Origin of the sequence: Bacillus sp. PSXD-155, assembly GCF_049310765.1 — a bacterium.
GTDB lineage: Bacteria > Bacillota > Bacilli > Bacillales > Bacillaceae_G > Bacillus_A > Bacillus_A cereus.
Genome location: NZ_JBMOWC010000011.1, coordinates 44,045 through 65,739 on the forward strand (window position 1 = coordinate 44,045; position 21,695 = coordinate 65,739).

Here is a 21,695-nt window from a genome sequence, read left to right on the forward strand (position 1 = left end):
TCGTCTTTTTTTAAGATAAAGTTAAGAAACTATTTATATTATGTATGGCATAAAGAAAGTTCGTTACATGAAGAAGAGACTAGGTGTATGTGAGTGAGTTTTATCAATCATAATGTTATCTCAAGCAGCGATGAGATGTATGTATAGTATTAAAAAAACTAGGGGAATGATGGGAAAGAAAGTATAAGAGGGAGGAATTAATTTTGAAAAAGAAAATGATGACGGTATTCGCTATTGGAGTAATGAGTTTAATTATATTAGGGGGTGCCTCTCCTTCTGAAACATCAAAAGGAAAGACTGATTACACGCAGCGCAGTAAAGAACAATTGAACAATGGTAAGATACATGCAGTGCATACAGAAGAAAAAGCAGAGAAACTAGGTATTGAAACGGAAGGAAAAGAACAAATTACACTAGAAAAAGAAATTCATGAAACAGAAGTAGGAAGGGAAGCAGAGCAGTTAGGCATATCGATTGAAGGAAAAGATGTTGGGACGCTGTCAGAAGAAATCTATGAAACAAAAGTAAAGCAAGAAGCATTAAAGCTAGGTATATCTATAGAGAATACATCAATTGTAGATTTAATTACTCAAATTAATGCGATTAAAATTAAAGATGAAGCAGATAAATTAGGTATTTCGACAGATGGAAAAGAAATCGAAGACATCGCGGAAGAAATCTACGGAAAGAAAGTAAGAGAAGAAGCAGGAAAGTTAGACATTTCTCAAAAAGGAAAAGAAATTGAAGAGTTAGCACAAGAAGTGTACGAACAAAAAGTACAGGAAGAAGCAAAAAAATATCATATTGATTTGTATGGTAAAGATATATATCAAATATTAAGAGAAATTAATGAACAAATGGTGCTAAAAATGGCAGATGAGCTTAATATGGATAAAATGAATATGAATATTCAAGAGTTAGCAGAAAAGATAAAAAAAGATCAGCCTGAAAAAGGAAAAGAACTAAATTTTGTACCGATGATACGAACGGATGCTGACGCATTTTATTCTTATTTAACGAATTAATAAGGGCGTGAAAGCGATAAGAAAATTGAAGTGGTATATATGTACAGCTTTACTAGGTACAGCAATATGGAGTGTATATACAAATGGAATTCCAAAGTATGTAGAGAAGTTAACATTCTCAAATATACAAAGAGGAAAAGAAACGGAGTTTAGTAATAACGATGAAAAAGTCATCTTATCAAATGTTCCATTAATTCAGCAGTTACCAGAATTGGATAGAGGCTGTGAAGTGACAAGCTTAGCGATGATGTTACAATACGCTGGTGTTTCAGTGGATAAGATGACATTAGCAAATGAAATAAAAAAAGTTGATTTTATAGACAATGGTGTGCGCGGGAATCCAAATGAAGGATTTGTAGGTAATATTTATACATTCTCTGAATCAGGATACGGTGTATATCATGGGCCACTTTTTCAGTTAGCGGAAAAATATTTACCTAATAAAGCTGTAGACTTAACAGGGAAGAATATAGAAGAAATTTATAAGAGTGTAAAAGCAGGGAAACCTGTAGTCATGATCACGAATGCAACATTTGCACCATTAGATGAAGATGAATTTACTACATGGGAAACAAATAGTGGAGATGTTTCTATTACGTATAATGAACATTGTGTTGTACTTATTGGGTATGATCAGGAATCTGTATATATTCGAGATCCACTTGAGGATAGCTTAGATGTAAAAGTACCGAGAGAAGCCTTTGAACAGGCATGGGTACAAATGGGAAGTCAGGCAATTAGTTATGTAAAGAGCGCTAAATAAATTAGGACGAAGATTTTTAGTAATATGACTATAAGGGGAAGGATAAAACATTTGAGGATTATAAGAAAAGTTTTATAGAGTAGAAGCTGTTAAGAAATAAGAGAACTTTAGCATATATAATGCTAAAGTTCTCTTATTTTTATGATTAAAATACGTATAAGGATTGAATATGCAAAAATGCATAATTGACGAAAAAAATACATGTTATCATTATATATTGTTTTATATATGTTAATTGTATAAAATGACACAAGTATCCACATTACATAAAGGAGGCTTATTATGCAAAAAATATTTAACTGGGTTAAATGTATGAGTATCAATAAAAAATTAATCATTTCATTTTTTATTATTTTAACTATACCAGGAATTATTATCGGTGGTGTTTCATATCAAACTGCCAAAACAAATTTTGAACATCAAATGACAGATAAAGCAAAGGAGAATATTTCAGTTTTAAATACTGTTATTTCTCAAAATATAGAAGAGAAATTTGTTGATGCGACGTACTTTGCAGACATCTTAACAGAGGATACATATCCAAACGGACAAGAAGAAATAGTAAGAACGAAGTTAGCACAATATATAAAGCTTCATCCAGAAGTAGAAGGTATTTATATTGGAACAGAGACGGGAAAGTTTATAAGAGAACCATTTATCCAAATGGCTGATGGGTATAATCCAACAGATAGATCTTGGTATAAAGAAGCACATGAAAATAAAGGGAAAGTAATTGTTACTGCACCATATCAATCAGCATCTACAAAAAATATGGTAGTGACAATTGCGAAAGAAGTAAAAGATGGTAAAGGTGTTATAGGAATTAATTTAAACTTAGATAACATCTTAAAAATTTCCAAAATGATTAACATTGGTGAAAAAGGTTATGCAGTTATTTTAGATCAAAATAAGCAAATTGTTAGTCATCCATCTAGAAAACCAGGTGCAAAAGTTACTGATCCTTGGATTAAACCAATTTATGAAGATAAACAAGGAAATGTGTCTTATACAGAACAAGATGATAAAAAGAATTTAATCTTTGCAACAAATGAGAAAACAGGCTGGAAAGTAGTTGGCGTTATGTTCGATGAAGAAATTACTCAAGCTGCCAGTCCAGTGTTTTATAAGACTTTGATTGTCATTGCTATCGCTATTGCATTTGGTAGTGTATTAATTTATTTCATTACAAAGTCTATTACAAGGCCATTACGAAAAATAGCTGAATCGGCATATAAAATTAGTAAGGGAGATTTAACAGAGAAAATTACAATCCATTCCAAGGATGACATAGGAAAATTAGGGAATTCATTTAATGAAATGTCTACGTCTTTACAAGATGTTATTACCCAAATAAGCTTTTCAGCAGAACATGTTGCAGCATCGGCAGAAGAGTTAACAGCGAGCGTACAGCAAGCAAATGATGCGACAGACCAAATTACAATTGCAATGGAACAAGTATCAGGTGGGGCCGAATCACAAAGTCAAGGTGTTGAAGAAGGTGCGGCTACATTGCAACAAGTAAATACAGCAATTCAAGATGTAACTGGAAGCGCAGAGTCAATTTCTATTTCCTCATTACATGCGCGAGAAAGAGCTGAAGAGGGAGAAGATTTAGTTGAACAAACCGCAAAACAAATGCAGTCTATTTCTAAATCAGTATCCGAGTCAGATGCTATTATTAAACTTCTTGATGAGAAATCAAAGCAGGTAGGGGCTATTTCTGAAGCAATTCAAAACATCGCTACTCAAACGAACTTATTAGCTTTGAATGCGGCTATTGAAGCAGCAAGAGCAGGTGAACAGGGACGAGGATTTGCTATTGTAGCAGATGAGGTTAGAAAATTAGCAGAGCAATCAGGAGAGTCATCTGGAGAGATTGCAAATTTAATCGCAGAAATTAAGGCGGATATTGAACATACTGTTAAGGCAATGGATAATGTGAATGGAGAAGTTCAACAAGGCCTTGATGTTGTAACAAAAACGAAAGTAAGTTTTACGGAAATTTTAAGTTCTACTACACATATTGTTTCTCAAGTTAATCAAATGGTAGAAACAACGAAGAGAATTGCTGGAGATGCAAATGAAGTGACAAATGCTATTGATGAAATTGCAGCTGCTGCAGAAGAAAATACAGCTAGTATGCAAAGTGTTGCAGCTTCAACAGAAGAACAGGTTAATTCCATGGAAGAAATTAGTTCAGCTTCGCAAAACTTAGCTGAGATGGCCGAAGAACTACAAGCGATGACTAGTAAATTTAAAGTATAATAATAGCAGATAAGTAAGGTGAAAATAATATCACCTTACTTATTTTTCTATTCAGCAATTAGGGGAGTCATTAACGGGATGAAAAAAAGAAAAAGACTATGGAATTTGTGGAAAACGATTACATTGTTAGTTTGTACAGTTGTAATTTTTTCTTTACTTGTGACAGATGTATTAATTAGTCATAATGTGGAACGGACGACGGAGGATAGCCAATCAGAGAAGGCAAAAACAATTGCACACATTGTGGCGAATGATTCGATTGTAATCGATGGTTTGGTTGGGAAAGCAGATACCTCTGCAATCCAAACGTATACAAATAGGATATTAAAAAACACAGGTGTTCAATTTATTGTAGTTATGGACATGGATGGAATAAGAAAATCTCATCCAGATCCTCAAAAAATAGGTCATCATTTTATTGGCGGGGATGAAGGGCCTGTATTGAAAGGAAAAGAACATGTATCGTTAGCAGAAGGAACTTTAGGTATTTCCATGCGAGTGTTTGTACCAATATTTTCTGAAACAGGTGAACAACTTGGAGCAGTGGCTGTTGGTATTTCAGCAGATAATGTAAAAGAGAGAGTTAAGGAAAGTAGACATATCATTTATATTGGTGTCGGAGTTGGTGTATTAGTCGGAATTATAGGAGCAATATTGCTAGCTAGACATATAAAGAAAAGTTTATTCGGTCTTGAGCCGCACAGGATAGCAAAAATTCTTGAAGAAAGAAATACGATGCTACAATCTGTAAAGGAAGGTATTATTGCTGTAGATAAAGAGGCTAGAGTAACGTTAATTAATAATGAAGCGAAACGTCTATTTAAAAAAAGCGGACTTGAAGAAGATTTTATCGGTAAAGATGTTGAGTTGTATATGCCAAATTCACGTATAAAAGAAGTATTGCAAACGGGAGAAGTACAATTAAACGAAGAACAAAATATTTACGGAATTACGATTGTGACGAATCGAGTTCCTTTATATGTAAAAGGAGAAATAGTTGGTGCAATTGCAACATTTCGTGATAAAACAGAGATTAGAAAACTAGCAGAGGAACTAACTGGTATTAGACTATATGCAGAAGCATTACGGGCACAATCTCATGAGTTTATGAATAAGATGCATGTCGTATTAGGGCTTACACATATGAAACAGTATGAAGAATTACAGAAGTATATAAGCGGCATGGTATCAGAGCATCAATATGAAATTGGTGGAGTTATGAAAAGAATAAAAAGTCCAGTATTTGCTGGTTTTTTACTCGGGAAGCTCAGCTATGCTAGAGAGAAAAATATAAAATTAATTATAAGTGAAGATTCTTATATGCCGGAAATAGATGATGAAAGTATTATCCATGAACTTATTACGATTGTTGGAAATTTAATTGATAATGCATTAGAGGCAGTTACGAATTGTGAACAGAAACAAGTTGAAGTTAAGGTACAACAAGGGGATATATTAACTATTACAGTGCAAGATACGGGAAAAGGTATACAAGAAAAAGAAATAGAGGAATTATTTACGAAAGGTTATTCCACAAAGGGAGATAACCGCGGTTATGGTTTGTATCTTGTAAAAGAAAGTATACAGCGAATAAATGGGGAAATTCATATGCATTCATTAGTAGGAAAGGGAACAACGATAACAATTGAAATACCTAAAGGTAGGGATGAGAGGCAAATATGATTAAAGTTTTAATTGTAGAAGATGACCCGATGGTAGCAATGTTAAATACGCATTATTTAGAGCAAGTAGGAGGGTTTGAGCTTGTTCAAGCAGTTAACTCAGTAAAGTCGGCGATAGAAATATTAGAGAAATCACGAGTAGATTTAGTATTACTTGATATTTTTATGCCTGAAGAGACTGGTTTTGAGCTTTTAATGTATATCCGGAACCAAGAAAAAGAAATCGATATTATAATGATTTCAGCTGTACATGATATGGGAAGTATTAAAAAAGCATTACAATATGGCGTAGTAGATTATTTAATTAAACCATTTACATTTGAACGATTTAAAGAGGCATTAACTATATATCGAGAAAAACTTACTTTTATGAAAGAACAACAAAAAATTAGTCAATCGGAATTAGATTCGTTAATTTTACAAAAAGAAAAAAGGGCGCCTACTGTCACGAAAGAGCTTCCGAAAGGGTTAACGAAGCAAACATTGCAATTAATTTGGCAGAAGATCGAGTCGTTGAATGGAAGGGTGTTTACAACAGATGAAATGGCACAATTAGTTGGAATTTCAAGAGTTTCTATTCGAAAATATGTAATGTTTTTGACTGACATTGGGGTGTTAGAAAACGAAATGATGTACCAACATGTGGGAAGACCTGTAAGTAAATTAAGATGTGTTGATCAAAAGAAAATAGAGTTTTACGTATAAGCGACTTAGTATAAGTCGCTTATACTTTTTTTAATTACAAAATCAATTACAAAACTTACAAAAACTATTTTTACTATTGAAAGCGTTTTAATATTGTTATTAAGAAAACGAGGGGGTGCCATATGGGAATTCAAAAGAATGTGGAAGCGGTATCATTTTCTGAAGGAAATGAAGTACAAAGAGAATCTTTCGCTTCTAAAATTATGAATGTAAAAATCGGTGTTATACCTTTACCGTTATATGTAGTATTGGCTGCTATTATTTATGGGGCATCTGTATATAATAAATTGCCAGCAGATATGATTGGTGGATTTGCAGTTATTATGATCATGGGGATTTTCTTAGGCGATATTGGGATGAGAATTCCAATTTTAAAAAATATCGGCGGTCCAGCAATACTTTCGTTATTTATTCCATCATTACTTGTATTTTTTAACTGGATGAATCCAGCTTCAATGGAAGCTGCGACTATGTTAATGAAAAAATCGAACTTTTTATATTTATATATTTCTTGTTTAGTAGTCGGAAGTATTTTAGGAATGAACCGTAAAGTGTTAGTACAAGGTTTCGTTCGCATGTTTATTCCTTTAGTAGTAGGGACGTTAGCTTCTGTAGCAGTAGGGTTATTGGTCGGTTCATTATTTGGATTTGAAATGAAGCACACATTCTTCTTTATCATCGTACCAATTGTGAGTGGTGGTATCGGGGAAGGGATTTTACCATTGTCGCTAGCTTATAGTGATATTTTAAATGAATCGTCAGCAACGTTTGTATCACAGCTTATTCCAGCAGCTATTATTGGAAATATGTTCGCAATTGTAAGTGCAGGGTATATGAAGCGTTTAGGTGAGAAGAAACCGGAGCTTAGTGGTAACGGTGTATTAGTGAAAACAGACAATCAAGCAGAATTATTAAAAGAACAAAATACAGAGAAGCCAATTGACTTCTCATTAATGGGAGCAGGTTTATTAATTGCGTGTACGTTCTTCATCTTCGGAGGATTTGCTTCTAAGTTCATCGGTATTCCTGGGGCAATCATTATGATTTTCTCAGCAGCACTTGTGAAATACTTTAAATTAATGCCAGCAAAAATGGAGCAAGGAGCATTCCATTTATATAAATTTATTTCGAAGAATTTAACTTGGCCTTTAATGGTTGGATTAGGATTGCTATATATTCCGTTAAAAGACGTAGCAGCAGTTCTTTCAGTAGGATATGTTGTTGTGTGCGCATCGGTTGTTCTTACAATGGTAGCATCAGGTTTTCTTGTAGGGAAAGTGATGAAAATGTATCCAGTTGAATCGGCGATTGTAACTGGATGTCATAGCGGTTTAGGCGGAACTGGAGATGTTGCTATTTTATCGGCTTCAAATCGTATGGAATTAATGCCGTTCGCGCAAATTTCAACTCGTTTAGGCGGGGCGGCAATGGTTGTAACGGCGACAATATTATTAAAAATGTTTTCATGATCAAACAAGCTAGCTATATTCATATAGCTAGCTTGTCAAATTAAGGGGAGATTATAAGTATGTTAGCAAATCAAATTAATGAAAGATCATTGTTATTGCATAAAGAATTAGTAGGGAAAATTGAAATTACAAGTAAAGTGGAGGTAAATTCAGCGGATGATTTAAGCCTGACGTATACACCAGGTGTAGCGGAGTCGTGTAAAGCAATTGCGGCAGATGAAGAAACAGTGTATGACTATACAGCACGTGGCAATATGGTGGCAGTTGTCTCAGATGGAACAGCGGTACTCGGTTTAGGAAACATTGGACCGAAAGCGGCTATGCCTGTTATGGAAGGAAAAAGTATTTTGTTTAAGAAGTTTGCGAATGTAGATGCTTTCCCATTATGTTTAGGCACAACGGATGTAGATGAAATCGTTACCCTTGTAAAAAATTTAGAGCCTACATTTGCAGGGATTAATTTAGAAGATATTGCAGCACCGCGTTGTTTTGAAATTGAAAAACGATTAAAAGAAGAAACGAATATTCCTGTATTCCATGATGATCAACATGGAACAGCTATTGTCGTTTTAGCAGCTGTTATTAATGCATTAAAAGTTGTTAGCAAACAAATGGATAATGTGAAAATCGTTATTAACGGTGCGGGTTCGGCAGGAATTGCAATTGGAAAATTATTATTAAAGGCTGGTGCAAAGCACATTACGCTAGTTAGCCTAGAAGGTATTGTTTGTGAAGGTGAAACATGGATGAACGAAGCACAAATTGAAGTTTCAAAAAAGACAAATCGTGAACATGTGCGTGGAACGTTAAAAGAAGCGATTCACCAAGCTGATATTTTTATTGGCGTATCTGCTCCTAACGTATTAACGAAAGAACTTGTACAGACGATGAATGAGAAAGCAATTGTGTTTGCAATGGCGAATCCAATTCCAGAAATCTTCCCTGAGGATGCATTAGAGGCTGGGGCAGCTGTAGTAGGAACTGGGCGCTCGGATTATGCGAATCAAGTAAATAATGTATTGGCGTTTCCCGGAATATTCCGCGGTGCGTTAGATGTGCGCGCAACTGATATTACAGAAGAGATGAAATTAGCGGCAGCATATGGGATCGCTAACATCATTACTGATGAAGAACGTAATGCGAATTATGTAATCCCGAATCCATTAGATAAAAGAGTTGTTCCAAGTGTTGCAGAAGCAGTAGCGAAAGCAGCTATTGATTCGGGCGTCGCGCAAATTACGAAAATACCACGTTATTAATAGCGAAAAGCAGTGCCTAAAAGGCACTGCTTTTTTGAGATAAGAAATCAAAATAATGAAGAAGTGTAGAATTATTTATGTTTCTTCACTATTTATTTAATTCCATTGCAACTTGTTTACCATTCACTAAAACCTCAGTTACTGCTACGATCACTTCTATCATTTTTTTCATCTCTCATCTCTCCTCGTTTCATTTCTTACTTTAAGTATAAGAGAAGAGAGATAATTCAACTATCGAAGTACATGACGTAGAAATTACATTGTTGTAAGGAAGTGATTTATCTTTGTCACTTTACTTAGCGGTGATTACAAACTGATTATAATATTTTTCATTCACATATATATTTAATAACCATAATCCAGGTGAAGGTAGTGACATAGCGAGAGGGAGTTCGCTTGTAGTAGAATCGATTGTATTTGAAGTAGTCCAAGTTTGTTTGGAAGTTTCTTTTTGAAAGAGTACTGGTGTTGGAGTTACAGATCCTTGTTTTAGCGCAATAATAGACAATTTTCCAGTTGGTATTTCAGAATCTAGAAAGTACCACATTATTTCATTTTGTTCATTTGCGATAATAGGACTATCAGCCATTGCGACTTTACCTTCGATGCCTTTTAAAGGCATTTTTCCTTCTATGAAAGAAGGTGTTTCTTCCCAATTTACATCTTTTAAAACACTAAGGTGAAAGAAGGAAGGTGCGTTCACTTGAGTGGATGACGTTGCGACAGCTTCAGTTTTAGATGCTTTTGAATCAGGTTGTGCTTGTGTGCATCCAGTGATGAGGAAGGAGAGAAGTAGCATAGTTCCAATTTTTTTCATGGTGCCACACTCCTAGTTTTTATTGTTAGTGTAATTGTATTTGCTAGAAGGCGGGACAATTCCTTTAAAGTATAAAAAGAGGTCGTAAGTTTTGTACGACCTCTTTTGACATTTTTATCCCGTAAAAGCCCGATTGGTGTAGGTTAATAATTAGTGGGAGATAGTCCCCACTAATTAAAGTTTCATTTTATATTTGTTCCGTTGTATAGGTTGGTTCGGTTTCTTTTTGAGGCATCGTCAAAAAAATAACGGACAGAACGATACATACGCCGCCTAATAATTGATATGTTCCAAAAGATTCATTTAGCCAAGTGATTGAAACGATGGCAGCTACAAGGGGTTCAATGCTAGATAAAATGCTTGTTTCTGTTGCTGCTAAATATTTAAGACTACCGATATATAGAAGAAAAGAAAGGGTACCACTAATAATGATAAGAATAAGCATAGAAAAAGTTTTTAGTGTGAGGGTTTGTGAAAATTGATTCCACCCGAATGAACGATTATAAATAAGTAGTGCAATTCCTCCGATTAACATTCCCCAACCAATTACTACAGTTGTCCCGCATTCTTTAATGAGAGAAGCCGGATGAAGGGTATAAAATGCAAATCCGATTGCTGTTAATAGTCCAAAAATAATAGCTTCTTTGGATAAAACAATATTTTCAATTGAGCCATTTGTAATAATAAAGTATGTTCCTATTAGCGCGGCTATAATTGCGAATAGTTGCATGGAAGCAGGGAATTTTCTTTGTTCAAATGCAACATACATGGTAATAAGAACAGGACCTAGAAATTGAAATAGTGTTGCTGTGACTGCATTACTAATATGAACCGTTTCGATAAAGGCGTATTGCGCACCAAGCATGCCGAGAATAGAGAAAATAATAAGTTGTATAGAATATCTAGGGTGTTTCCAAATTTGAAATATGTTTTGTTTCTTTATAAGTAAGAAAGACAAAATAAATATTCCTGCAAGCAACAATCGAATTGTTAAAAAATCAATTGAGGATACATTAGTATGCTGAAATAGCCACTGAATCATTGGACCAGATAATCCCCATAATGTAGCCCCTGTAATAATCATAATGAGTCCGATACGTCTACCATTTTTCATTATCATGTTTCTCCTCTCCAGTATTTGATTTTTTATGTGTGACATGATAAAAGGAATTATATATAACTTCTGGTACTATAAAAAGTATCAGATTTTAGTTTTATTAAGGGGTCAGATACTATGTTAGAATTAACGCCTAATTTAAATATGAATAGTAAAAAGGCATTATATGTGCAATTGTATGAGTATATAAAAAAAGAAATTAAAGATGGATCGATTGTCCCTTTTACGAAATTACCGGCTAAGCGAAAGTTAGCGATACATTTACAGGTAAGTAAAAATACAGTAGAGGCAGCGTACGAACAATTACTTGCAGAAGGTTATATTGAGTCGATATCGAGAAAAGGCTATTTTGTATGCAAAATTGAGCAAATGGTTCATGTAGAGGATAGCGGAGATAGAATAGAAGAAGTACCGTTTCAGGAGAAGAGTTATAAATTTGATTTTACACAAACAGGAATTGATACAAATGCTTTTCCATTCAATATGTATCGGAAAATTGTAAATGAAGTATGGCAGCCGCATAATAACGAACTTCTCTTTCTAGGACACCCTCAAGGAGAAGCAAGCTTAAGAGAAGAGATTGCGAATTATTTGTATGAATCTAGAGGTGTGCGTTGTTCAGCTAGTCAAATTGTATTAGGAGCGGGAACACAAATATTAGTGAAACTATTGTTTCAATTGTTAAAGGGAAGCAATTATGCAGTTGAAAACCCAGGGTATCATAGGAAGATGGTTGTTTTTGAACAAGGAGAAGCAAGAGTCCAAATGTTATCTTTAGATAGAGATGGAATTTGTATTGCAGATTTAGAAAATAGCAATGCGAATGTTGTATTTGTTACACCTTCCCATCAGTTTCCATATGGAATGATTATGCCTATTACGAGAAGGGTGCAGCTTTTACAATGGGCAAAGAAAGAAGAGAGCAGGTATATTATTGAAGATGATTATGATAGTGAATTTCGCTATTCTGGAAAGCCTATACCGGCGCTGCAAGGGTTAGATACAGAGGGGAAAGTTATTTATATGGGGACGCTATCTAAAGCATTATTGCCATCGCTACGGATGAGCTATATGGTGTTGCCGAAGAAATTAATTAAAAAGTATCAACAGCAATATTTATTTTATACACAAAGTGTTTCAAGAATAGATCAAGAAGTGATTAGAAGATTTTTAAATGAAGGATATTGGGAAAAACATATTCATAAAATGCGTGTTGTCTACCGAAAGAAGAGAGATCGACTTGTTTTTGAAATAGAGAAGTATTTCTCTAATCGTGTTGAAGTGATAGGAGAAGATTCGGGATTACACATTTTATTAAAAGTGCATAATGGAATGCGGGAAGAAGAATTAATTCAAGAAGCTGCGAAACATAGTATCAAAATATATCCTGTGTCTACGTACTATAAAGACGGTACGGCACCTGAGAGTGTAGTTTTACTTGGGTTTGCGATATTATCAGAGGAAGAGATTGCGAAAGCGATTCAATTATTACATAAGGCATGGTTTACAAGAAAGTAAAAAACATCCTCCAAACATGAGGATGTTTTTTATTATTTATTTTCATCTAAGAATAAGACCATATGCTCTTCGTCCCAATATTGTCCGTTATATTTTAATGAACGTTCTTGTACACCGAATGTTTTAAAACCTAATGATTCATAAAGTTTTTTCGCTCCATCGTTTCCAACGACAACATCAAGCATAACTTGTTCTACTTCTAAAGATTTAGCAAGCTCAAGACATTCTTTAATAAGTGCTTTTCCCGCTCCAAGTCCGCGTGCTTTTGGAGATACATATACAGAACCGATTTTAGCTTTATGTTCTTGTTTTACATATGGTTTCGTTTCCAGTGTTGCAACTCCGATTAATTTTCCATCTTTAAATGCACCTAGCGTATAGTTTTCATCTTGTGCTAATTTTTGTGCTTTATATTCAATCGCACACTCTTTATTAATAATATCTTCATAAGAAGAGCTGAATGCTTCAGGGTTTTGCTTTAATCCTTCTACGCGAAGTTCTAAGTAAATTTCTGCTTCGTCTTTTGTTAATACATGGATATCCAATTATATCACCCTCCAAATCTTTGCAAATGTACCTTTATTTTATATTGAAATAAGAATAATTTCAAAAGCTTAGCTTAGATGAGCTGTTTTTATGAACAAAATAACACCAGTAGTGTTTACTACTACTGGTGTTTTCACACGCATATTATTCAAAAGGTAGCTCGATTATAAAGTTTGTTCCCGCTCCTAATTGGCTTGTTACTAGAATGGAACCGTTATGCAATTCTACAATTTCCTTTGCAACAGCTAGCCCGATACCTTTTCCGCCTGTAGCTCGTGTTCTAGATTTATCGACACGATAAAAGCGGTCAAAAATATGCGGGATATCTTCTTCAGGAATACCTTCACCTTCATCTTGTACACTTATTGTAAAAGAATCTGTTTTCATGAGTACACGTATCGTAATAGATGTGTTTTCTGGCGAATGTTGATAAGCGTTGTGTAATAAATTTAACATAACTTGTTCCATACGTCTTTCGTCTATACAAACTTCTAAATCATCTTTGCAATATACATGAAGCTGCATTTGCTTATTTGTTAATGTTGTTTTTGTTTTTTCTACCATTCGTTCTAAAAATGGCTGAAGAAGCACTTTTTGTTTTTTTATAACAAATTGGTGTTGTTCTAATTGTACAAGCATAAATAAATCTTGGACGAGATTGGTTACACTATCCGTTTCATCCTCAATGATTTGTAAGTATTCTTCTCGCTCCTCTTTTGTTAAAGAGTCTCTCTTTGCTACCTTCGCATAACCTTTCATATAGGTCAATGGAGTTAATAGTTCATGAGCGACACTAGCGAGAAATTCATTGCGCTCTTTTTTCATATACGTAAGTTCACTCGATAAATCTTCAATTGTTTTTGCTAAACTTCCGAGTTCATCATTTCGTTTAATACCTAATTGAATTGGCTTGTTTAATTTTGACATTTTTTCTGTCGCTCTCTTCATTTTTACAAGTGGTTCTGTAATAACGCGTGAAAAAACAAAGACAGAAATTGTTGTTAAAATAATTGTTAAAACGCTAATGATAAGAAATTGGTTCATGAGTTTAAGTAACATATTTTCTAGGAAAGATGTTTTTAATAACATATATAGCTTTCCTTGAAACTTTGTTGTGTTAAGTGGACTTACTGTTGTGATGAACTTTGATTTTTTCCAGTTCCTTTCAACGACCAACCCGCCGTCTGGGACAGTTTCTGTTTTACAAGTAAGTTGTTTTTGCATATCTTTTGTTACGGGTTCTGAGGTGGAAATAATTTTGCCGTTATGGTCAGTAATAATGATAGCTATATCGGAGTTAGAAATTGATTCCGATTCAACTAAGTGTGCAGCCTCATTCGTAATATCGAACTCAGGGTACACAGGACGTTTAGGATTTTTATTATGTTCAGCGTGTTTCATTTCTTTATAATATTCATCCCGTCTCTCGCGGCTTTTAATTTTTTTACTATAGCGATTACCTTTCTCTAAAAGAGCATCTGTTTCCTCTACAATACGCATTTTTGAAAGGCTTTTATAAAAAGATACGAAAGCAATTGTTTCAATACATAAAGCTAATATTAAAAAGTATGTCCCAATTTTAAGGGAAAGTTTACTCATTTTTTCACCATACCTTATTCATAATAAAGAGTCAGTGGTATACGATTTCCCACTGACCGAAGTAATTATTCACTTTTCCATTTATATCCGACTTTATAGACCGTTTCTAGGTAATCTTCAATCGGAAATCCTTTTTTGCGTAGTTTATCACGGATATTACGAATGTGTGAGTCAATTGTTCTATATTCGATATCTGTTTCATAGCCCCAAATTTTTTCGATTAAATCATCTCGGCTATAAGCACGGTTTGTATTTTGCAAAAATAGTCCGAGTAACGAAAATTCGATAGGAGTTAGCGAGATTTTTTCATCGTACACTGTGACAGTATGTTTCGTTTTATCCCACTCAATACCATTGAAACTAACAAAGCCATCTTTTTTTGTACGGCGTAATATAGCCTCGATTCGTGCGACTAATACATGCTCATCAAACGGTTTTGTAATATAATCATCTGCGCCCATCGTGAGGCCTTTCACCATATCGTAGTTTTGGTTGCGAGCTGTTAACATAATGATAGGAACGTTGGAAATTTGACGAATTTGATAGCAAGTATCCCATCCATCCATATTTGGCATCATAACATCTAATAAAATAATATCGAATTCTTTTTGTTCGATTAATTTTAGTGCTTCAAGGCCAGAGGTAGCTTTCATACAAAAATAGCCGCGAGGGCTTAAGAACAGATCTAATAATCGCAACATACGTTCTTCATCGTCTACTAATAAAATTTTTACCATAATCTTGTGCACCCCAAACTGTTCATTCTACTTGTATAGTTTACATGAAAATAATAAAAAACTCTTTTTATGTGATTGAATGGAGGGCTGATTTTTTCGCTCAGAGTAATTGACATAAAAAATGCACTAGTTTTGCACAACTATTTTTTATAATAGAAAACGTAGCGACACAAAATACCCTATGTTGCGACATAACGTCATGTCATTTTATTTATAAAATGACAATTCCATTCTATTGTGTATGTGAGATAGAGAGGGTTTTCGTATTCACCTCGCATCGGATAAGAAAAATTTCCTATCTCACACTTTTTTTAAAAGGAGATCATACACATGAATTCAAAAGAAGAAATTTCAAAAAAAGAAAAGCAAGATCGTAATACGGTTGTCATGTGCGTTGCCGTATCTATGGTTATTATTATAAGTTGCGTAAATAAAATTTTGGGGATTTTATAATATAAAAAAAGCTGATTGCTTCTTAAGAAGCAATCAGCTTTTTTCATTGTTAGGGGGAGTGTTCATATAATAAACCAAGGTAAAATTGCTAATCCAGAAGTTACAATTGCTGTAGTAAATATTAAAAGCATAGCTCGTTTGTTTTGTTTCATGTCACATTCTCCTCTACATATCAAGTACATGCGATCAGCGTGGGATGTAGTTCCCCACTGAGTAAAGTGTCACTTTATATTTTTAGTATAATGAATGGTAAGGATTGGTACGATCGATAAAGGTGACATGAAGATTACATTGTTGTAATGAAAAAAGCATCTTTCTTATTAAGAAAGATGCTTTTGGAAAACTCCCTCACTGAGTAAAGTTCCACTTTATATTGAAGTATTAATCATTTAAGAACAGAACCATATGTTCCTCGTCCCAATATTGACCGTTATGTTTTAATGAACGCTCTTGTACGCCGTAAGTTTGGAAACCTAATGACTCATATAATTTTTTTGCTGCATCGTTACCAACTACAACATCGAGCATAAGTTGTTCTACATGTAATTTATCGGCATTTTCAATAATTGCTTTAATAAGAGCTCGTCCTGCTCCAAGGCCACGCGCTTTTGGTGAAACAAAAACGGAACCGATTTTTGCTTTATGTTCTTGTTTAATAAATGGCTTTGTTTCTAAAGTAGCAATGCCGATTAAATCGTTATCTTTGAAGACCCCTAGAGTATACTTATCCGGATTGCTTAATCGTTTTGCCATAGCAGCTACAGGATCATCATGTTTCAAAACATCTTCATAAGAAGAGCTAAAAGCTTCCGGGTTCTTCGTTAAACCTTCCATACAAACTTTTAAATATATTTCTGCGTCCTCTGTCGTTAATAAGCGAATTTCCATAGTTGTAACCTCCCTGGTGGATTTCAAATAAATCCATTACTTTCATAAGATTGAGTATATGTTTTGTTAGTATTCTCTTTTAATTTGTAAAAGAATGAAAAGATATATGCTACAATGTTTTGTTTTAATTATGTAATGAAATTATATATTAACTTTATTAACTATTCAAGTGTTTAATATGTTACATTTTTATAACTAAAATAACTCCTCGATTGAGGAGTTATTTTTTAAACATTGGATTGATAGCCATCAATTCGTTTTGGATGTGTGTAAATATTACAAGATTCATTTCTAATAAATCCTACGACTGTAATGCCTAAATCATGGGCAAGTTGCAATGCCAGTTTTGTTGGAGCGGATTTGGATAGAACAATTTCACATCCGATTTTTGAAACTTTGAGTAAAATTTCGGATGAAATACGTCCGCTAAATGCGATGATTTTTCCTTTAATGGATATATCGTTACGCAAACAATGACCATATATTTTATCTAATGCATTATGTCTTCCAATATCCATTCTTGATAGGAGGATATTGTTTCGATCACATAGCGCGGTATTGTGAACACCGCCAGTTTGGCGAAATGTAGTAGAAGATTGTTGCAAGGTATTCATTAAGTGAAAGCATTCTTCAGGAGTAATTTTTACATGTATATCATGTAAGTCTTTTGCTTTTGCTGCGTCGTTTACGAAAATAAAACCTTGTCTACCTTTTCCGCAGCAAGAAGTGATGTATCGTTTATTATATAAAGTTTGATAGAGCGGATTCACTTTTGATGATTTTACATGGACAATTCCGTTATCTTTTTGAACCCATAGTTCTTCAACATCGTTATAGGAAGAAATAATCCCCTCAGAAATTAAAAAACCAATTACCATATCTTCAATATAATTTGGTGTGCATACGACTGTTACATATTCTTCACCATTCAATTTAATAGTAATAGGAGATTCTGTAACAATCTCGTCAAGTTGTTTTGAAAATGTACCAGATTGATAACGTACAATTGTATAAGTCTCTTGCGTAGGCCCCATATTTAATTCCCCTTTTATATGTATTTCTCTCCCACATTTATCATAAAACAATGGGAAAAATAAAAACACCTATTAACAAGAAGATCACAGATTATTTTGGTTATTATTGTATATGTACGATATAATAGAACTGTAGAATAGTGATATTTTCAAGCTTTCGTAGTTATACCTTATAACATCTAGAATCGACTTCATAAGAAAGTATTTGGGTAGAGCGTTTCAAAAATATGTACAGTAATGCGGTTTTGAAAACGGATTCATAATTGTGTTGTACAGTTGGTTGTAAGGAGAGGGGAAACTATGGCAGAACAGACAGTCCGTGTAACCGTCGATGGTAAAGAATTTTCTGCATCAGGTGAAAAGACGATACTACAATTATTTAACGAGAGTAATTTGGAACATCCTCAAATTTGTCATGTACCAGAAGTAGATCCAATTCAAACTTGTGATACGTGTATTGTAGAAGTAAATGGAAAGTTATTGCGTGCTTGTTCAACGAAATTAGAGAACGGTATGCATATCGAAAGGCAGTCCCAGCGTGCAAAAGAGGCACAGACTGAGGCAATGGATCGAATATTAGAGAATCATCTACTGTATTGTACCGTTTGTGATAACAATAATGGTAACTGTAAAGTCCATAATACAGTACATATGATGGGAATTGAGGAACAGAAATATCCGTATGAGCCAAAAGTAAGTGCGTGTGAAGTGGATATGTCACATCCATTTTATCGATATGATCCAAATCAATGTATTGCTTGTGGGCAGTGTGTAGAAGTATGTCAAAACTTACAAGTGAATGAAACTATATCGATTGATTGGAGCTTAGACCGTCCACGTGTTATATGGGACAATGGTGTAAGTATAAATGACTCATCTTGTGTAAGTTGTGGACAGTGTGTAACAGTATGTCCATGTAATGCGTTAATGGAAAAAACAATGCTGGGTGAAGCCGGATTCATGACTGGATTGAAACCAGATGTGTTAGATCCGATGATTGATTTTGTAAAGGATATAGAGCCTGGATATAGTAGTATTTTAGCAGTTTCAGAAGTAGAGGCTGCGATGCGTAAGACGAAAGTGAATAAAACAAAAACAGTTTGTACATTTTGTGGTGTAGGTTGTTCATTTGAAGTATGGACGAAAGACCGCCACATTTTGAAAGTACAGCCTGTTTCAGATGCGCCGGTTAACGGTATTTCCACATGTGTAAAAGGAAAATTTGGATGGGATTTTGTAAACAGTGAAGATCGTATTACAAAGCCATTAATTCGCCAAGGAGATATGTTTGTTGAAGCTTCATGGGAAGAGGCTCTTGAAGTTGTTGCATCCAATATGCAGCATATTAAATCAGAATATGGAAGTGATGCATTTGGATTTATTTCTTCTTCGAAAGTAACGAATGAAGAAAATTATCTTATGCAAAAACTAGCCCGTCAAATATATGGAACGAATAATGTAGACAACTGTTCCCGTTATTGTCAATCTCCAGCAACAGATGGTTTATTTAAAACTGTCGGTATGGGAGGGGACGCTGGAACAGTGAAGGATATTGCGGAAGCAGGCCTTGTCATTATCGTTGGAGCAAATCCAACAGAAGGACATCCTGTACTTGCAACGCGTGTAAAACGTGCTCATAAATTACATGACCAAAAATTAATTGTGGCGGACCTTCGTAAACATGAAATGGCAGAGCGTGCGGATTTATTCATTCATCCGCGCCAAGGAACTGATTATGTATGGCTCGCTGGTATTACGAAATATATTATTGATCAAGATTGGCACGATAAAAAGTTCATAGCTGAAAATGTGAAGAATTTTGATGAATATAGCAAAATGGTAGAAAAGTATACGCTTGATTATACAGAAGAAATTACGGGGATTTCGAAAGAAAATCTGAAAGAAATGGCTCGTATGGTATATGAAGCAGATGGTACTTGTGTACTTTGGGGAATGGGTGTAACTCAAAATACTGGAGGAAGTACAACTTCAGCAGCAATTTCAAATCTATTGCTTGTTACGGGTAATTATCGTCGTCCTGGTGCAGGAGCATATCCATTACGCGGACATAATAACGTACAAGGCGCTTGTGATATGGCAACATTACCAAACTGGCTTCCAGGTTACCAAGCAGTTTCAGATGATGCGCTCCGTGCGAAATTTGAAAAAGCATACGGTACTACAATTCCGAAAGCACCAGGCTTAAATAATATTGCAATGTTACTTGCGGCAGATGAAGGAAAACTGCGTGGTATGTATGTTATGGGTGAAGAAATGGCTTTAGTAGATTCGAATGCCAACCATGTACAACATATTTTAGCGAATTTAGATTTCCTTGTTGTTCAAGATATGTTCTTATCGAAAACAGCTCGTTTTGCTGATGTTATTTTACCGGCAGCACCAAGCTTAGAAAAAGAGGGAACATTTACGAATACAGAGCGCCGTATTCAAAGATTATATGAAGTATTGAAGCCGCTTGGTGATTCAAAGCCAGACTGGTGGATTTTACAAAAAGTAGCTCGTGCACTTGGCGGGGACTGGAATTATGAAAATCCAAGTGAAATCATGGATGAAATTGCATCGCTTGCACCTTTATATTCTCAGGCAACATACGATCGTTTAGAAGGATGGAATAGTTTATGTTGGGGTAGCCATGATGGCAGCGATACACCACTATTATATGTGGACGGATTTAACTTCCCAGATAAACTAGCTCGTCTATCATTAGATGAATGGGTACCACCAGTTGTAGCGCCAGATGAGTATGATTTACTTTTAAATAATGGTCGTATGTTAGAACATTTCCATGAAGGGAATATGACGAATAAATCGGCTGGTATTTTATCTAAAGTATCTGAAGTGTTCGTTGAAATCTCGCCTGAACTTGCCCTAGAGCGCAATGTGAAAGATGGTGGTCTTGTAGAATTAGCATCACCATTTGGGAAAATTAAAGTACAGGCACTTGTTACAGATCGTGTAACGGGGAAAGAGCTATATTTACCGATGCATGCAACGGTAAATGAAGAGGCAATCAATATTTTAACTGGAACGGCGACAGATCTTTATACGTGTACACCAGCGTACAAACAAACGATGGTAAAGATGCGTGTACTACGTGAAAAAGGGAATCGTCCGTTACCATCTTCAAACCCGAGAGATAAAAAGCGTAATCCGCAAAACGGTGTTGAAATCCAGCAAAAATGGCAAAGAAAACAATACGTATCACTTGTGGACTAGGGGGCGGAGAGAGTGGCGAAAGAAATTACTGTAATTAAAAAGAAAGTTGTAACAGAGGAAGAACAGAAACAGCAAGTAGCAGATGAACTTCTAAATGAGCTATCTAATAATCGTGAAGCAGTAGAAGAAACGATGCAGCTTTTAGCACAGTTGCAGAAGGCTGGTATATTAGATGCGGCAATTAGTTTACTTGCTGCGAAGGAAGATGTTTCAAAAATCGCTGTGGAGCAATTAAATCGTGAACCCGTTAAAAATGCGTTAAATAATATGATGGGGGCAGGAGAAGCGTTATCTTCAGTTGACCCAGAAATAACGAAGCAAATTACGTCAAGTTTAGTTACAGGATTGCAATTTGCAACAGATGAATTAAATAGTGGCAAAAAAACAAAAGTGATGGATTTCTTTAAAGTATTAAAAGATCCAGATATCAATAGAGCTATTACATTCGGTTTTAGCTTCTTGAAAGCATTTGGACAAGGGCTAGAGAAAAAATAGAATAAATGAAAAAGTGATGGGAAGTAGCCATCACTTTTTTCATTATATGTATAAGAGTGTTCATGTTAAGCGGAATATATTATTAT

18 protein-coding genes are annotated in these 21,695 nt (G+C 34.8%); 11 read left to right on the top strand and 7 right to left on the bottom strand.

Features of this window, described 5'->3' with window-relative positions:
• Nucleotides 1–203 precede the first annotated feature (203 nt).
• The 7 genes from ACO6VI_RS14635 to ACO6VI_RS14665 all read left to right on the top strand — a co-directional run bounded on the left by ACO6VI_RS14635 (nucleotide 204) and on the right by ACO6VI_RS14665 (nucleotide 9,168).
• The gene (locus ACO6VI_RS14635) at nucleotides 204–1,025 is read left to right on the top strand and encodes a transporter (RefSeq protein ID WP_161520014.1); all 822 of its coding nucleotides are present in this window, start codon (nucleotides 204–206) and stop codon (nucleotides 1,023–1,025) included.
• Nucleotides 1,026–1,032: 7 nt separating this feature from the next.
• The gene (locus ACO6VI_RS14640) at nucleotides 1,033–1,788 is read left to right on the top strand and encodes a C39 family peptidase (protein WP_000644447.1); all 756 of its coding nucleotides are present in this window, start codon (nucleotides 1,033–1,035) and stop codon (nucleotides 1,786–1,788) included.
• Nucleotides 1,789–2,211: 423 nt separating this feature from the next.
• Nucleotides 2,212–4,053, top strand: coding sequence for a methyl-accepting chemotaxis protein (locus ACO6VI_RS14645; RefSeq protein WP_151260853.1), 1,842 nt, complete (start codon nucleotides 2,212–2,214; stop codon nucleotides 4,051–4,053).
• 78 nt (nucleotides 4,054–4,131) lie between these two features.
• The gene (locus ACO6VI_RS14650) at nucleotides 4,132–5,736 is read left to right on the top strand and encodes a sensor histidine kinase (RefSeq protein WP_161520015.1); all 1,605 of its coding nucleotides are present in this window, start codon (nucleotides 4,132–4,134) and stop codon (nucleotides 5,734–5,736) included.
• The gene (locus tag ACO6VI_RS14655) at nucleotides 5,733–6,440 is read left to right on the top strand and encodes a response regulator (RefSeq protein ID WP_000598664.1); all 708 of its coding nucleotides are present in this window, start codon (nucleotides 5,733–5,735) and stop codon (nucleotides 6,438–6,440) included. The genes ACO6VI_RS14650 and ACO6VI_RS14655 overlap by 4 nt, the downstream gene beginning before the upstream one ends.
• A 122-nt stretch (nucleotides 6,441–6,562) precedes the next feature.
• Entirely contained in the window at nucleotides 6,563–7,909 is a 1,347-nt protein-coding gene (locus ACO6VI_RS14660; RefSeq protein ID WP_000512722.1) for a 2-hydroxycarboxylate transporter family protein, read from the top strand.
• A gap of 59 nt (nucleotides 7,910–7,968) precedes the next feature.
• Entirely contained in the window at nucleotides 7,969–9,168 is a 1,200-nt protein-coding gene (locus ACO6VI_RS14665; protein WP_000880780.1) for an NAD(P)-dependent malic enzyme, read from the top strand.
• Nucleotides 9,169–9,460: 292 nt separating this feature from the next.
• Here ACO6VI_RS14665 and ACO6VI_RS14670 read toward each other — a convergent pair whose 3' ends face one another.
• Entirely contained in the window at nucleotides 9,461–9,985 is a 525-nt protein-coding gene (locus ACO6VI_RS14670) for a DUF4871 domain-containing protein (RefSeq protein ID WP_000719683.1), read from the bottom strand.
• A 187-nt stretch (nucleotides 9,986–10,172) separates the two neighbouring features.
• Nucleotides 10,173–11,099, bottom strand: coding sequence for a DMT family transporter (locus tag ACO6VI_RS14675; protein WP_161520016.1), 927 nt, complete (start codon nucleotides 11,097–11,099; stop codon nucleotides 10,173–10,175).
• A gap of 120 nt (nucleotides 11,100–11,219) precedes the next feature.
• On the opposite strand from ACO6VI_RS14675, the gene ACO6VI_RS14680 reads away from it, so the two are divergent.
• Nucleotides 11,220–12,620: a PLP-dependent aminotransferase family protein gene (locus tag ACO6VI_RS14680; RefSeq protein WP_000891883.1), complete on the top strand. Its 1,401-nt coding sequence runs from the start codon at nucleotides 11,220–11,222 to the stop codon at nucleotides 12,618–12,620.
• 32 nt (nucleotides 12,621–12,652) lie between these two features.
• Here ACO6VI_RS14680 and ACO6VI_RS14685 read toward each other — a convergent pair whose 3' ends face one another.
• The 3 genes from ACO6VI_RS14685 to ACO6VI_RS14695 form a co-directional block, all read right to left on the bottom strand.
• On the bottom strand, nucleotides 12,653–13,165 hold the full coding sequence (locus ACO6VI_RS14685; RefSeq protein ID WP_000351212.1) for a GNAT family N-acetyltransferase: 513 nt from the start codon (nucleotides 13,163–13,165) through the stop codon (nucleotides 12,653–12,655).
• 145 nt (nucleotides 13,166–13,310) lie between these two features.
• Complete coding sequence (locus ACO6VI_RS14690; RefSeq protein WP_161520017.1) at nucleotides 13,311–14,765, bottom strand: HAMP domain-containing sensor histidine kinase; 1,455 nt, start codon at nucleotides 14,763–14,765, stop codon at nucleotides 13,311–13,313.
• 65 nt (nucleotides 14,766–14,830) lie between these two features.
• Nucleotides 14,831–15,502, bottom strand: coding sequence for a response regulator transcription factor (locus ACO6VI_RS14695; protein ID WP_000238956.1), 672 nt, complete (start codon nucleotides 15,500–15,502; stop codon nucleotides 14,831–14,833).
• A 330-nt stretch (nucleotides 15,503–15,832) separates the two neighbouring features.
• Here ACO6VI_RS14695 and ACO6VI_RS14700 point away from each other — a divergent pair, with 330 nt between their 5' ends.
• Nucleotides 15,833–15,955, top strand: coding sequence for a hypothetical protein (locus ACO6VI_RS14700; RefSeq protein WP_001085006.1), 123 nt, complete (start codon nucleotides 15,833–15,835; stop codon nucleotides 15,953–15,955).
• A 381-nt stretch (nucleotides 15,956–16,336) separates the two neighbouring features.
• On the opposite strand, the gene ACO6VI_RS14705 is transcribed toward ACO6VI_RS14700, so the two are convergent.
• Both ACO6VI_RS14705 and fdhD read right to left on the bottom strand, forming a co-directional pair.
• Entirely contained in the window at nucleotides 16,337–16,843 is a 507-nt protein-coding gene (locus tag ACO6VI_RS14705; protein WP_000405867.1) for a GNAT family N-acetyltransferase, read from the bottom strand.
• A gap of 227 nt (nucleotides 16,844–17,070) precedes the next feature.
• Nucleotides 17,071–17,877 carry a formate dehydrogenase accessory sulfurtransferase FdhD gene (gene fdhD, locus ACO6VI_RS14710; protein ID WP_000529237.1) on the bottom strand — a complete coding sequence of 269 codons (807 nt, stop codon included), beginning with the start codon at nucleotides 17,875–17,877 and terminating at the stop codon, nucleotides 17,071–17,073.
• Nucleotides 17,878–18,177: 300 nt separating this feature from the next.
• On the opposite strand from fdhD, the gene fdhF reads away from it, so the two are divergent.
• Both fdhF and ACO6VI_RS14720 read left to right on the top strand, forming a co-directional pair.
• On the top strand, nucleotides 18,178–21,114 hold the full coding sequence (fdhF, locus tag ACO6VI_RS14715; RefSeq protein WP_161520018.1) for a formate dehydrogenase subunit alpha: 2,937 nt from the start codon (nucleotides 18,178–18,180) through the stop codon (nucleotides 21,112–21,114).
• 12 nt (nucleotides 21,115–21,126) lie between these two features.
• Complete coding sequence (locus tag ACO6VI_RS14720; RefSeq protein ID WP_001040540.1) at nucleotides 21,127–21,609, top strand: DUF1641 domain-containing protein; 483 nt, start codon at nucleotides 21,127–21,129, stop codon at nucleotides 21,607–21,609.
• Nucleotides 21,610–21,695: the final 86 nt, after the last annotated feature.